Origin of the sequence: Brevibacillus sp. 7WMA2 (assembly GCF_010748895.1) — a bacterium.
In the GTDB taxonomy this organism is placed as follows: Bacteria; Bacillota; Bacilli; order Brevibacillales; family Brevibacillaceae; genus Brevibacillus_B; species Brevibacillus_B halotolerans.
In genome coordinates this window covers 4691408-4706038 of the sequence record NZ_CP048799.1, presented here as the reverse complement: position 1 = coordinate 4706038, position 14631 = coordinate 4691408, and the positions used below count along the sequence as shown (strand labels likewise).

At 41.4% G+C, this 14631-nt stretch carries 13 protein-coding genes; 8 read left to right on the top strand and 5 right to left on the bottom strand.

Features of this window, described 5'->3' with window-relative positions; translation table 11 throughout:
• Positions 1–301: 301 nt before the first annotated feature.
• Complete coding sequence (gene nhaC, locus GOP56_RS20470; protein WP_163246480.1) at positions 302–1717, top strand: Na+/H+ antiporter NhaC; 1416 nt, start codon at positions 302–304, stop codon at positions 1715–1717.
• Positions 1718–2011: 294 nt separating this feature from the next.
• On the opposite strand, the gene GOP56_RS20465 is transcribed toward nhaC, so the two are convergent.
• The gene (locus tag GOP56_RS20465; RefSeq protein ID WP_163246479.1) at positions 2012–3169 is read right to left on the bottom strand and encodes a DUF445 domain-containing protein; all 1158 of its coding nucleotides are present in this window, start codon (positions 3167–3169) and stop codon (positions 2012–2014) included.
• An 80-nt stretch (positions 3170–3249) separates the two neighbouring features.
• On the opposite strand from GOP56_RS20465, the gene GOP56_RS20460 reads away from it, so the two are divergent.
• The 7 genes from GOP56_RS20460 to GOP56_RS20430 all read left to right on the top strand — a co-directional run bounded on the left by GOP56_RS20460 (position 3250) and on the right by GOP56_RS20430 (position 12106).
• On the top strand, positions 3250–4671 hold the full coding sequence (locus GOP56_RS20460; protein ID WP_121473502.1) for a YheC/YheD family endospore coat-associated protein: 1422 nt from the start codon (positions 3250–3252) through the stop codon (positions 4669–4671).
• Positions 4672–4690: 19 nt separating this feature from the next.
• A complete protein-coding gene (locus GOP56_RS20455) occupies positions 4691–5791 on the top strand; it encodes a YheC/YheD family endospore coat-associated protein (protein ID WP_003339146.1) in 1101 nt (366 codons plus the stop codon).
• A 6-nt stretch (positions 5792–5797) separates the two neighbouring features.
• A complete protein-coding gene (locus GOP56_RS20450) occupies positions 5798–7171 on the top strand; it encodes a YheC/YheD family endospore coat-associated protein (protein ID WP_121473501.1) in 1374 nt (457 codons plus the stop codon).
• A 28-nt stretch (positions 7172–7199) separates the two neighbouring features.
• Entirely contained in the window at positions 7200–8483 is a 1284-nt protein-coding gene (locus tag GOP56_RS20445; RefSeq protein WP_003335263.1) for a YheC/YheD family endospore coat-associated protein, read from the top strand.
• Positions 8484–8819: 336 nt separating this feature from the next.
• The gene (locus GOP56_RS20440; protein WP_163246477.1) at positions 8820–10334 is read left to right on the top strand and encodes a potassium/proton antiporter; all 1515 of its coding nucleotides are present in this window, start codon (positions 8820–8822) and stop codon (positions 10332–10334) included.
• A gap of 205 nt (positions 10335–10539) precedes the next feature.
• Positions 10540–11565, top strand: coding sequence for a hypothetical protein (locus GOP56_RS20435; RefSeq protein WP_163246475.1), 1026 nt, complete (start codon positions 10540–10542; stop codon positions 11563–11565).
• A gap of 79 nt (positions 11566–11644) precedes the next feature.
• The gene (locus GOP56_RS20430) at positions 11645–12106 is read left to right on the top strand and encodes a hypothetical protein (RefSeq protein WP_003335267.1); all 462 of its coding nucleotides are present in this window, start codon (positions 11645–11647) and stop codon (positions 12104–12106) included.
• Positions 12107–12132: 26 nt separating this feature from the next.
• Here GOP56_RS20430 and GOP56_RS20425 read toward each other — a convergent pair whose 3' ends face one another.
• The 4 genes from GOP56_RS20425 to GOP56_RS20410 form a co-directional block, all read right to left on the bottom strand.
• Positions 12133–12504, bottom strand: coding sequence for a hypothetical protein (locus GOP56_RS20425; protein ID WP_068792742.1), 372 nt, complete (start codon positions 12502–12504; stop codon positions 12133–12135).
• On the bottom strand, positions 12501–13055 hold the full coding sequence (locus tag GOP56_RS20420) for a hypothetical protein (RefSeq protein ID WP_003335269.1): 555 nt from the start codon (positions 13053–13055) through the stop codon (positions 12501–12503). The genes GOP56_RS20425 and GOP56_RS20420 overlap by 4 nt, the downstream gene beginning before the upstream one ends.
• Before the next feature lie 12 nt (positions 13056–13067).
• Positions 13068–13394, bottom strand: coding sequence for a hypothetical protein (locus GOP56_RS20415; protein ID WP_022583788.1), 327 nt, complete (start codon positions 13392–13394; stop codon positions 13068–13070).
• A 136-nt stretch (positions 13395–13530) separates the two neighbouring features.
• A complete protein-coding gene (locus tag GOP56_RS20410; RefSeq protein ID WP_003339155.1) occupies positions 13531–14583 on the bottom strand; it encodes a YeiH family protein in 1053 nt (350 codons plus the stop codon).
• Positions 14584–14631: the final 48 nt, after the last annotated feature.

Below are 14631 nucleotides of genomic sequence, written 5' to 3'. Positions count from 1 at the left end.
TTGCCCCAGAGCCTGTTCCTATTTGTTCCTATTGGCCGTGGTTCAGAGGACGATTTTCATTTTCCCAATTCATTGCTCCTAATTCCTTTTTGCTGTTTTGCCCCACTAGTCGTAAGAAAATAAAAAAAGGTTACACTCCTTTTTACGTACAGAAAACAAAATTTTTTTAGCCTCATTGTAAACTTATCGTTTTTCATGTACACTGATATTATAAATAATTAGCTTTAGTGCTTGAAAGCGTATAAGCGTTAAAGTAATACTAAACAAATTTTACCATTAACAGAAAAAGGAGGTCACTCAGATGCAGCATCAACCATCATCTAATTGGACGAAAATTCCAGATTCACTCGCTCTTATTCTCATTTTATTGGTGGTGATTGGTTATCTAGTGCTCAATCTGCAGGCCCCTCCGCAAATCGCTATCTTATTGTGCATCATGATCTCCGTCGCCTTTGGGTTTTGTAAAAGAATACCGTGGAAGGTAATGGATAAAGGAATTCGAGAAGGAATTATTTCTGGTATTCCTTCTATAGTAATTTTTTTGCTGATCGGGGTATTAATTGCGGTTTGGATTGCCTGCGGAACGATTCCAACCATGATTTTATACGGATTCTCTCTTATTTCCGCTGACTACTTTCTGATCACCGTTTTTGTTATGTGCGCGCTCGTTGGCACTAGTATTGGAAGTGCCTTTACGACAGTAGCTACTATCGGTGTTGCCTTTCTTGGTATGGGCAAAATGCTGGGAATTGATTTGGCATTGATTTCAGGGGCTATTATTTCTGGAGCATTCTTCGGAGATAAAATGTCGCCATTATCAGATACAACCAATCTGGCTCCCGGGGTCGCAAAAGTAGATTTATTCGAACACATTCGTCATTTGATGTGGACCACTATTCCTGCTTTTATCATTTCTTTAGTGCTCTACTTTTACTTGGGGAGTTCTGTTACAAGTCAGGTTCCACTAAATTTCGAAACCATCCGTAAGGGCTTGGAAATGAGTTCATTTATTCACTGGAGTACATTCCTGCCACCATTGCTTTTATTTTTTATGGCTTACAAACGGATTCCAGCTATTCCTGCTCTATTTGTAGGAATTGTCTCCTCCTTACTATTGATTTTAATTACTCAACCGAATCAATCATTGGTTTCTTTATTAACCATCATGCAAAATGGCTTTGTTTCAACAACTGGACAAGCTGAAGTGGATTCTCTTCTATCACGCGGGGGTCTTCAAAGTATGCTATCGTCCGTCGCACTGATTTTATTAGCCTTAGGTTTAGGCGGAATCTTATATGAAATCGGTGTGATTTCGAATCTGGTTTCCTGTATTCAGCGGTTTGTAAAAACTCGCGGACGACTGATTTTGTCTACTGCTATGTCAAGCCTTAGTATTAATGTGCTGGTTGGGGAGCAATATCTGTCCATTATTTTGCCAGGAAGAGCCTTTCTTCCAAGCTTTGAAAAGCTAGGGCTAGCCCGTAAAAATTTGTCGCGTGTGCTAGAGGATGCCGGGACAGTTGTTAATCCACTTGTTCCTTGGAGCGTATGCGGGGTATTCTTAACGGGAGTGCTAGGAGTCGGGACTCTGGAATATCTGCCTTATGCCTTCTTCTGTCTACTATGTCCAATTATTACTGTCATTCTAGGCTTTACGGGAATTGGAGTTCCAAATGAAGTATCTGTCCCCAAGATACAGGAACAATCAAAAGTGTAAATAATGGAATATACTATCAGAGTAATAGCGGTTTGTCATTCATGTGGCAAATCGCTTTTGTTTTAAACATTAGCAGGTATCTCTACTTTAACGAAAGAAAAAATGAATGCTTTTTCAACCATTTCACTGCAAGCTCCTCAGCACTTAAGAAGCTTGGGAAAACTCTGGGTAAGGATAGGTTTTGGAAATAGGGGACAGATGGAGAGGCCCAGCCAATGTTTTCTTCCTTTCATTTGGAAAAGCTCTCCTCTTCATCTCTTGTCCCCTTCTTACAATTTTTTATTTTTACTTGTTTTATGTTAAAAAGTTAAGTAAGCCTTGCACAAGTCCGATAATTGCTCCCAGTACAAAACCTAGTACTGTAATCATACGGAATTCCCTTCCCGAAATGCCGATGATCATTTCCTCTAGTCGCTCTAATGGAAATCCCTCTACTTGTTTCGTAACAATTTCCTTGATCTGAAGAGAATCGAACAGTCTATCTACGTTTTCCTCTAATCTCCCTGTAAACCACTGGGCAACTCTTGGTAACCAGTATATAGATATTTGTTCCTCGAATGTAAGAAGGACTTCTCCCACACGCTTGTCCAATAACTCAATTCCCACTTCTTCACCTTTAGCGAACAGCTTCTCTTTCCACTTACTCAATTCTTCTTGGCTTATCATCCCCAGAAAATCACTTATTGGACGCTCCAATTGCTTATTCATTTCTACCTGAAGTGTCGATTTTAATTTATCGATAAGCTGTGGATTGCTTAGGATTGATTCCAAGTGGGGCATAATCTTGGCAACCAGCTTCTCGTCCCCTAAGAACATCCCCACTAAACCGCCCAACATGCCTCCGCTTCCCCCTACAAGTTGACGAATCAAGGCTTGAACCTGAGCTTGACCTTCTGGCGCATGCAGATAGTCCTTTAATCGGCTAATTAGCATGTCCCCAAATTGATCTACAAGTAGCTCCACTTTATTCAGGATTTCTGGCGAAAGCAATGACTCTACCGTCTTATCCTCTACGCCTTTTAGCCAATTTGTCACACGCTCATCGTAGACCGAATACACGTTTTTTCTTATTTGCGGAGCCAGCCTATCTCCATCTACTAATGCATTTGGCATAGCTTTGTCGATTAGCTCACGAAAGGTTACATCGCTAGCTATCCATTTTTGCAGGAGTCCCTCAGTTATGTGTATAAGCTTTTGTTCGACTCCTGCTGCTCGTAATCCCTGTCTAACCCCTTCCTTAGTCAGCAGGTGATTTTCTACCAATTTCCCCATTTCAATTGAGATTTGCTTATGCCGCCTTGGGATAAGACCTGGGGTAAAAGGAACTCGAAATCCGCCTATTTTTATCTCACGATGGGGGCGAAACAGCATACGGATAGCCAGATCATTCGTAATGCCACCAATAGCTGAGCCAATACCTACATTGAGAAGTAATGTTATCCAAGCATTCATGTTTCTACTCCTATCTGGAACCAATTATTTTTAGAACTCATAAGATAGACTAACCTAACGCCTATGGAAAGGGGATCATCATGTCATATGTTCGCACTATCATTCAGGCATCTATACCCATAGAAGAGCGGTCTGATCTACAGCTTCCCCTTCATATCATGAAGAGTTTAGACATTCCCTCAGACATCTTTATCACCGTTTGCTTTGGTGTATCAAAGGCACAAGCAAAGGTTTCAGGAGTAGATCAGGATACCTGTGTCACGATGTGTCCTTCCCTTGTTCGTGCTCTCCATATTCCTACCGGGACCAAATTTCTCATGCGTTATGATTCACAACAGCAAACGCTTTATTTCGGTCCCTATTTGGGGATTTTGCTCACCAGCTATCAACAGGATCATAAACAAGAGCCTTTTGGTTCCCTCTCTTCGTTTATTAATGAAGTGGTTGATACGTTCAAACAGAAAGGTGGCTTCGCTTGTATCTTTTCCATAGATGACGTTGATTGGGAGAATAAAACGGTTTCCGCATTCGTTAGGCAAAAAAACATCTGGAAAAAAACCACACTCCCACTCCCCCATTCAATCTATAATCGGCTATCTTCTCGACAACGAGAGCAGAGTGAAAAGGTAGTGGATTTTGTGGAACGCTGTAAAATTTTGAGGATCCCCTTTTTTAATGAGCGTTTCTTAAACAAATGGCAGGTTCATAAAGCTCTTCGCAATGATGTAGCCGTCTCCACTTATTTGCCCAAAACCATGTTATTTGGCCCAAACGGTGAACTATCAACCATGCTACAAACCCACCGTATCGTGTACGCCAAACCTGCTAATGGTAGTTTGGGAAGGGGTATTTTTCGCCTGATAAAAGCAAATGGTGAATATGGTGTTCGATTTGTATCAAAAGAAAAGGTTATCTCCTTAAGGCAAAAAAGTCTGTACTCTTTACAAAAATTCCTACGAAAGCGTTCTAAAGGAAAATCTTATGTTCTCCAACAAGGCTTGCACCTTATTGGCATCGACTCCAATCCAACCGATTTTCGTGTTTTGGTACAAAAGAACAATCGAGGCATTTGGGCAACCACCTCCATCGTTGCTCGAACAGGTCAAAATTCGATTGTATCAAATGTAGCCCGTGGTGGTAGTATTATGTCCGCTAAACAGGCCCTACGAGTATGCGGTCCATGGAAACGTAATAGAAGGCCATCTATTCACAAGCTCAAAAGGGTCGCTCTGCTCATCGCTGAACGGTTAGAATACGCTTTACAAGGAGAATTCGCAGAGTTTGGTATTGATCTAGGTATTGATACTAACGGAAATGTCTGGCTGTTAGAGGTTAACAGCAAACCCTCCAAAAGCATTACCAGCTTACGTTTACGCGACAATGAAACTTCTCCCCGACAAGCAAGACCGTCCGTTCGACATTTAGTAAGCTACACCGCTTTTTTAAATGGCTTTACCCAACCAATCTTTCAAACAACACCTCAGAAAAAGAAGAATAGATAAGACAGCGTAGGTGATCAAAATGAGAAAACAAGAAAAAACATTAGGAATTATGGCCATTTTCAAAGGATCGCCAAACCAGCCAACCTTCCGGGAAAAGTCTTATTATACCACTTTAACACGTATTGGAAGCAAGCTAGGTATACGCATAGTCGTCTTTTCTCCTCGTCAGGTTGATTTTATCTCACGTACCATAGTAGGCTTTGAACTTATTGAACATACTTGGAAGCGCATAGAAATTCCCTTTCCACAATTAATCTATGATAGGTATTTTATGGGACCCCATATCGCTAAATATAGACCGATTATTGAACGACTGCAAAATGATCCTAAAATTACCTTCTTAGGTCGCGGATTATCGGGAAAATGGCAAGTGCATAACATCCTTATGAAATCAAAGGATTTACAAAAATGGTTACCGCAAACAAAGCTCTTTAGCCCTACTCTTCTTGAAACAAATCTGGCTGAACAAGGGGCTGTCATTATAAAACCCATGGCCGGAACCCATGGAAGCGGAGTAATTCGTATCTGCTCTGTAAAAAAAGGGTATGAACTTATGGGTAGAACGAGGGATAATAAACCCTTTACACGTACCTTAACAACTAAAAAAAATCTTCTCTCCTATATTAAAAAGGTAACGAAGGGGCGTAAGTACATCTTGCAACCTTATTTGAAGCTGCACACCTCAGATGGATTCCCCTTTGACATACGTATTTTAGTCCAGAAAAACGGGAGGGGTAAATGGACAACAACCGGCAAGGCCGTACGAGTAGGGAAGAAAGAAAGCATTACCTCTAATCTGCACGGAGGGGGAATCGCCGTACCATTAGAAGATTTCCTAATTAAACATTATCCACATGACTTATGTCATCAAATCATAGAAGAAGTGGGTAGGCTTGCTCAACTCCTTCCCCCTTTTTTAGAAAAACATCATGGTCGCTTGGTAGAGCTGGGAATAGATGTAGGGGTCGATACGCAAGGGCATGTATGGATTATTGAAGTAAATTCACGACCAGGCCGGACGGTATTCCGCCAAATTGAAGATGGGAATGCCAGACTACATTCGGTCGCACAGCCAGTAAAATACGCTGAATATCTCTTGAATGAGCGTATAGGAGGTTAGGAGTACATGGAAACCATCTCAGTACGGTTACGATTTCTTACCTACTCCCGTATCAAAGGCATCGTGCTCCCTTCCCATCTATGCCGGGACTGGGGATTTAAGAATCGACAACGAGTTGCTATCTCGCACGGGCAAATAACGGTACATGGAATCATTATTGAAGAAAAAAAACAAAAAACCGGTAATCAAGTAAAAGTAACATCACCACTAAAAGAAGCTTTAGCCATCCCTCATCCCGGTATGATCCATTTAAAACACGAAGATGGAACAATTCGGGTTGGTCCCTCCATTGGTATAGTCACCACAGGAATACGCGATGGAGGTAGAGCCCCGATTGGCCCTAGATCAAGCTTTTTTCAAAAATTATTGTCAGCTCAGAAAGGAAAAGGGGTTTATTACTTTATCTTTTCACCCAATGATGTAGATTGGTCATCAAATCGAGTATATGGCTGGTTCTTGCGCTCTACAAATAAGAGGCAGTACGTATGGAAAAGATTTTGGACTGCCATGCCAGACGTGTTGTATGATCGCGTTCCCTCTCGTGCAGCGGAACGCCAAGAGTCTGTCAAGGACTTTAAATTTCGTGTAGCCAATGAACAGTATGTCCCCATGTTTAATATTGGATTTTTTGATAAATGGGGTGTTCACCAACGCTTGTATCCCATGCCGGAAATAAATGAATTCATTCCAGAAACCCAGGTAGCTCCTACACTCTCCATGTTAAAAAGCATGCTTGAAAGATACTCTATGGTTTATTTAAAACCAAAAGATGGCAGTCTGGGCTATGGGATTCTAAAAATAAAGCAGATTCCAAAAGGATATCAGCTCTCTTACCATAGCGGAGCAGGTAATGTCACCCGACGCTTTCAAAAATTAACTAAGTTATACCAGCATGTGTTTCAAACGCGCCGTGCAAGTAACTACCTGATTCAGCAGGGCATTGATTTATGCACTTATTCAGGTCGTCCACTCGATTTCCGTGTTCACTTGCACAAAAACGTGGAAAATAGTTGGGTCGTATCCTGTCTAGCTGCCAAAGTAGCCGGTGTTGGAAGTGTCACTACCCATGTTCGAACTGGAGGAATGGTTATCCCAGGTAAAGAACTGTTGGAAACCCTATTCCCAGATCAGCATCACACGTTAGAAAAGCGTGTTCGTGAAGCTTCTATTCGTTTAGCAAATGCAATTGAGTTTGCTTACGGTACGAATCTAGGTGAACTCGGTCTAGATATAGGCATCGACAAAAAAGGGAATATATGGATGTTCGAGGCTAACTCCAAACCAGGACGCTCCATTTTTAAACATTCACGCCTAAAACAAGCTGATGAAATGTCGCGTAGTTTACTCGTTGATTACGGTCGCTATTTAGCTAATTTTTAACACGGGCTGAAGGAAGGAGGAGTTTCTAATGTCCCACTGGCAAGCCGGTTGGCTGACCATACTCCCCTCAGGACAATGGTATGTAGAGGGTATCCACTTTCCCATCCCGCTTACTTCCACAAATCATATCACTGTGCCATTGGGTCCCCTCCATGTTGAGCAAACATTAAACCTAGGATTGGCTCCTACTGTAACAGGTCGCTATCGTACCCGCATCAGATGGAGCATGTATAACAATATGCTGCAAATTGCTCCTCTTATTGGCATTCTTACTTCTGGCAAAGGCGAGGCATTTAAAGGAAATAGGGAAAACTTTCAGGAGATAAGCAAAACAGGACAAAAGCTAGGAGCACTCGTATTCGTATTTACACCAGATGGTATAGACTGGGAAACTTATAAAATACGAGGTTATCTATATGATAAACGTAATGGATTCTGGCAAAGCTTTGAAACTCCCTTTCCTCATGTTATCTATAATCGGGTTCCAACACGTACAGTAGAGGAAAAAGAGCATATGCAAGAAACTCTCAAGCGCATCTCACAACTGAAGAACGTGACATTGTTCAACCGTCAATTCTTCGATAAGGAAAGCTTATTTGCCACCCTACAAGCCAAAAAGGAAGTCGCTCCTTTCTTGCCCGATACTTACAAATTAGATTCTTTTGAGCGACTGAAGTCCTTTGCTAGAAAACATGATGTTCTTTATCTAAAGCCTATACGTGGAAAAGCTGGGCGAGGAATCATGCGTCTTGAAAAACACGATACGGCCTGGCTTTTACGCCGTGTTCATCAACAAAAATCCTTATGTAGAACATTTGACACGCTAGATGAACTCTGGACATATCTGTGGCCGATTCTTCAGCGGAAACCCTACATCGTTCAGCAGGGGATTATGCTTGCTACTTATAATGATCGCCCATTTGATGTGCGTGTCCTTACTCAAAAAAATGGTAAGGGACTTTGGGATATAACGGGGATAGGAATTCGACAAGCAGGGGCCCGAAGCATTACCACTCACGTCCCACGCGGGGGTGCTATTCTTTCACCTGATAAAGTCCTTCCCCAAATTTTTGGAGAAGAATGGTCCATTTTCATTCTACAGAACATCAGGAAAACTGTACTTGTAATAGCTAAAGCTCTTCAGCAGAATATGAGAGATCTTGCTGAGATGTCTATGGATTTAGGAATAACAACTGATGGTGATATCTGGTTTTTTGAAGCAAATTCTAAACCAGAAAAATTCGATGAACCAGATATCCGCCGTGCTTCACTGCGCAACATTATTTTTTATTCACAGCACATGTGCAAGTGAGAAGAGCCTTACTTTTATTCAGCCCTTCCTAATAGGAAGGGTATTTTTCTATGCTCACTCCACTACCATTATAATAATGAAATTATTCTTTTATAAACATTTACGATTTTCATTAAAAATAGGTCCATATGTTGCGTTTACATAGAATACAACAACGAATTTAAACGTATAAACGTACTTTTTTGTGAGATTTATTACAAAAAAAGCATAAAAATGCACCTGAAATATTGCATCTCCCTCAGTTTCGTGTACATTTAAAAGAAAGAGCTATCGGGTAACAAATATCACAGAATTGATTTCTTACTTTTTATTTTATCTAAAGGAGTTGGTGTATGGTTGATTTTCACAACGGATAATATCATTTTGCTCCTTGCTGTTCTCTTGGTTACTGGCGTTGTTACAGCCAAATTTTCTTCACGCATCGGTCTTCCTTCCCTTGTTTTTTTCGTTGGGGTTGGAATGATCCTGAGTAAATTCATTTATTATGATAATGCCTCGTTAACACAACTCTTCGGTATTCTCGCCCTTATCATTATTTTGTTCGATGGTGGCATGCAGACGAAATGGACTGACATTCGCGCTGTGGCTAAACCCTCTCTCTCCTTAGCAACTATAGGTGTTGTTCTCACCACTTTTCTTATTGGTGCATGTGCCAAATTTATTTTAGGCTTGTCTTGGAATGAAGGCTTATTATTCGGAGCAATTGTTGGTTCTACAGATGCCGCTGCTGTTTTTGCCGTATTAGGCAATAAAAATATAAAAAAGCGGCTGACTTCCGTACTGGAAGCAGAATCAGGCACAAACGATCCGATGGCGATGTTTTTGACCATTGCCCTGATAGAATTCATGCAACATCCAGAAGTGAATGTTTTAACAATGATATTAGAATTCTTATGGGAGATGGGGTTAGGCCTAGTAATGGGTTATTTATTAGGCAAAATCTCCACTATGCTTATTAAAAGCATTAATCTGGACTCATCCGGACTCTATCCGGTATTGTCTATCGCGCTGGCAGTTCTAGCCTACGGTGCCACATCCATATTGGGCGGAAGTGGCTTACTCGCTGTCTATGTGATGGCTGTCTTTGTAGGAAATGTTGACATTCCCTATCGGCACTCCATTCTGCGCTTTAACGAAGCTTTTGCCTGGATGATGCAAATCCTAATGTTTATCCTGTTAGGTTTGCTGGTTTTTCCATCAGATTTGTTGGAAGTGATTTGGCAAGGTATTGCCCTTTCCTTTCTACTCATGTTTGTAGCACGACCGATCGGAGTTTATGTAAGTACACTTGGTATGAGCTTCTCAACTAAAGAACGAGCTTTTATCGCTTGGTCAGGCTTACGTGGTGCTGTCCCAATCGTATTAGCTACTTATCCCTTGATTGCTGGACTAGAGAATGCTCAGCTAATCTTTAATGTGGTCTTTTTCGTTGTCTTAACCTCTGCTCTTATTCAAGGAGCGACTATTTCGCCGCTTGCCAACTGGTTTGGCTTTTCTAAAGGGGAAAAGACAGTAGCTCCCTATAGCATGGAACTGGTTTCGCTTGCAAAAACCAACGCTGAAATGATTGAAGTTCACATTCGGGAAAACAGCAATGTCGTGGGTATCAATCTGCTTGATCTTCAATTGTCTGACCAGGCACTAGTAAACGCGATTATCAGAGGGAAAAAATTGCTGATACCAAAGGGAGATACCATTTTACAAGCAGGTGATATCTTGTACGTGCTTGGGCCGAAAGCAGAGCAGAAGAGGATTAAGCAATTATTTTCGGAAGAGCGTTCTAATCGAGAAGAGGAGCATGTTCAAAAGGAAGAAGAGCACATGAGAATTCCTAGAACGAATGAAACGTGAAATAGAAACTAACTGAAAAGGCACATTGCTAAATAGAATAGAATTGAATTTATTTACAAATCACATCTATTGCTTACAAACAGGGAGTCTCATCAATCCTACTGATGCCGTTCCCTGTTTTTTTATAAGTAAAAACGAAATTTTTTTCCTTTGCATGAATTGAGTTTCCTTTGTTGGTAAAAACTGAGGGTAGGAGGTGGTCAACATGACCTACAATCAAAATTATCATACTTCTGCTTACAACCAAATGTCTGGACCTGCAAGCGCGATCTTCAATCCGAATTTCGCTGGTACAAATGTGCAGGAGGTAAAAGCTTTGAACAATAGCTTTTATCCAACAACCCAAGCCTTTAGCCAAGTACCAAGCCCATCTTATGGGACACAAAGTGGTTTTGGAACTGCTAACAGTGTTTTCAACCCCGGTTTTGCTGGTACAAATGTTCAGGAGGTTCGAGCTCTGAATGCAGGTCAGTCTGCTCCGGCTTTGGCACATCAAGCTTACGGACAAGTCCCTTCTTATGGTAATCAACATTATGCAGCACAAGTTGGATTTACTGGTGCAAATAGCATATTCCAGCCTGGTTTTGCTGGCACAAACGTTCAAGAAGTACGAGCTCAAAACGCAGGTCAGCCTACACCAGGTGTTGCAAGCCTAACAAACCTAGCTTACGGACAAAACCAAAACTATGCGGTACAAGGCGGATTTACTAATGCAAACAGCGTGTACCAACCTGGTTTTGCTGGTACAAATGTCCAAGAGGTACGCCATTTAAACGCTGGCCAAGCAGGAACTGCTTTATCTCAAGGTATGAACAGTAACATTAACAGTGTGTATACCCCAGGCTTTGCAGGTACAAATGCAAATGAGGTACACGCTTTGAACGCCGGCTATTCTATGCCTACTGTAGCTCAACAGCCGTACCAAGCCCACATCCCGCAAACTCAATCATATCAATTCCAAGCTCCTTCATACAGCAATCCAGTGAGCTATGCTGGGGCTAACAGTGTATTCCAGCCTGGTTTTGCTGGAACTAATGTGCAAGAGGTTAGATCGTTAAATGCAGGATTAGCAACACCAGCTTTTTCTCAACAAGCTCAACAAAGCTATCAAAACTATAGTTCTCCTGCTTCAAGCATTTTTCAAAGTGGCTTCGCAGGAACCAATCCTCAAGAAGTAAAAGCTCAAAACATTGGTGGATACGGTACATTACACTCTTATAGCGGCATGTAATCCTTCCCCTATTGCCTAGCCGTAAACAAAAGACCGCTCTTCACAGGCGGTCTTTTTTATTCTTAAGAGGAGGCTGAACATGAAGCCGTATGGCGACTTTCGCAAGCTGTATAAATCTCTTAGGCGCTATGATTCACAACAGATTGCTGTTCAACGCAGTGAGGATCTGTTAGAAATTGAAGAAATCTGGCACTTTTATGAGACACTCACCGTTCATGAATTGCGCATTCTTTGTGCTGCTATTAAAAAAACAGAAGCTCAGCTTGGCTACATACCGTTTTGTTTTTCTACCGTTCCCATCGTTTTCATCATTTTTTCCAGCAAACTTACACATTACATTGCAAATAGCATCCCTTTGCTCTCTATGCTAATTGTTGGTTTTGTCACGTTATTAGTCTTTTTGATTTTCCGGCATTTCCGCAACAAATCATATAATGCTCTACACTTATACATTGTAGAGAGCTTATTACAAGTGAAATCGAAAAGCAAGAACTCTGAAGACGAGCACTGCTGTCCGCTTACAGCTTCTCCATTGCTATAGAGATGGGGCAATGCTTCCCTCTCCTTTTAGAGAGGGTTCGTCGTCTTCAAGATCACATAATTGCCAGTCCACATGTTACTCGTTATCACCTGTTTTTGGCCATTACGTTCAAAGAAATACCCTGCTCCTTGCTTCTCAACAAATTGATATCCCTTTTGAGCCATTTGCTGTTTTACCCTTTCTGCCGCCTCCTTTTGTGTTCCTTCCATCATATAATACACGTAACCCTCTTCTTTACCGATGTTAACTAGCTGTTCAGGATGTTCCTTTACCATAGCCATCGCTTGTTCAACCGGCATTGAGGCAATAGGCAACGGAGGATAGGGTAAATGAATAATCCACAGATAAACAACCAAAAAACCTATCAGGACACAGCCGACTTTCCCACTTATTTTCATACGCTACCTCTTTTCTCCATAATCGCACGATAAAGCTCATTTAGTGTATGTAGACTAGTCGTATCAACAGTAAACAATCGTCCATCAAACCAGTAACTATCGTTTGCAAGCTGACTCAAATCTCCCTCGGTGTGTTCCATTTGGGCACTAACACACGCTTCAGTGTCATCTACACAATGTCGTACAGCAAGATGCCGTTCTATATCATCTGAAAAGCGTTGCTTCAATCGACAGAACACAGAGCCATTCGGGTGGGTACATAACCGATGGAGCGCCAAATCAATTTGCAACCAGCACGTCACATAAAAGTGAAACTCTAGAAATAAAGTAGTAAGCGCTTTTCGAACCAACTCCTCTGCTTCTAATTCATCATTGTTTTTTGTTTCTATACAAGCCTCCCAATCAAATACAGCTTGACGCAGCTCTTCTTTGGCTAGCTCAATGACCGGATAATGACTAACAGCCCCGCGATAAAATTTTTGAACAATCTGAAATAACAAAGCAGGGGGCCGCGGAGGTAGATTTCCGTATCGGCTATTTGTATCACGCATACATTCATCCCCTTATTCGATGGCCGTTCCTTGTTTTTTCAAGCGATCAATGATCTCGTCAGCCCATTCTTTAAATACACGAAGAGCTGATTCAATATCGTTATATACTTCCTTTTGCAAACAGGTAAAAGTAGGAAAATCCGTAATTTGATTCTTTTGAACACGGACCCCTTCCGGTACAAGCTGAATCTCTAAAAATATTGGCACATTCTCGTCTACACCATACGTATTTTCAACATATTCATAGGTACGAACCCACTCAAGAACCCTGATTTCATTTGGCTTTAAATGAATGGCTTGCGTTATCGACATAATCGTTTCATTTCCATAGTAATGCATACCTTGTACTCCCCTTTTCAAGCTTCCGCTATTTGAAGCATACAGCAAACTACTCCTGTTCACAAGCTTGTAACATATGTATGTCTTTCGAGATAAAAAAACCTCCACTCCCAATAGGAATGGAGGCAGTATTTTATTAAGCTAAATGAAAAGCATAGGTCATTGCAAAACCAAATAGGGAAAGCAACACCGATCCAACTAAGCCGGCTGCAAACGATTTTAATCCCATCCGCTTAAAGGCAACTAGATTTACGTTTAACCCTAAACCGGCCATCGCCATCGCAATTAATAGATAAGCGATGCTAACGATTTGTGTAGCTATTTCCTGAGGAATAATACCTAGTGAGTTAACAGCACTCATCGCCAAAAATCCAAAGATAAACCATGGAATAGGTAGTGACCTCCAAGAAAACCGTTTATTGATTTCCCCAGTCATCTTTTGTTCTAAACGACTGCTCCATATTCCTATGCCAATGGCGATCGGAACAAGAAGAGCAACCCGAGTTAATTTGACGATGACAGCAATATCTACAGCATTATTTCCACCAGGTGCCGCTGCGGCAATTACGTGCGCTATCTCATGTAGGGTCGCACCCGAAAAAACACCATAACCATTAGGTGTAAAACCAAGAAAAGGATAGAGAAGCGTATATAAAAGTGTGAAAATAGTGCCCAAAATAGCTACAGTAGCCGCTCCAATTGCTGTTTCTTCATCATTAGCTTTGATTTGTGGTGCAATTGCCACAACCGCTGCCGCACCACAGATAGCCGTTCCACATGCCGTTAGAATGCCTAACTTTTTCTCTACCTGGAACCAACGTGTAAAAAGATAAACAACACTCAATCCAAAAATAATGGCTAATGCCGCCATAGCAAACACTTTGGGACCAGCATATAAAATATCCATCAAATTTAATCGCATCCCAAGTAAAATAATGCCAAATCGAAGCAATTTTTTGCTAGAAAAATTTGTACCCGCAATCGTTTGCTGCGGAATACCAGCCACAGCACGCCAGATAATACCGATCAGGATTGCAATTACCAATTGTCCCATTATGCTTAAGAAAGGAAATTGAGCCAAATACCTAGCCGCTAAAGCAATTATGAGAGTAATTACTACTCCCATGATAAAACCAACGGTCTGCCTCTCTTGTTTGACAAGCTCTTTGGTTTCTGTTTTACTTTCCATTGTATCTCTCCATTCTGTCTATCAAGGAACTTCCCCTACCATGCTTTC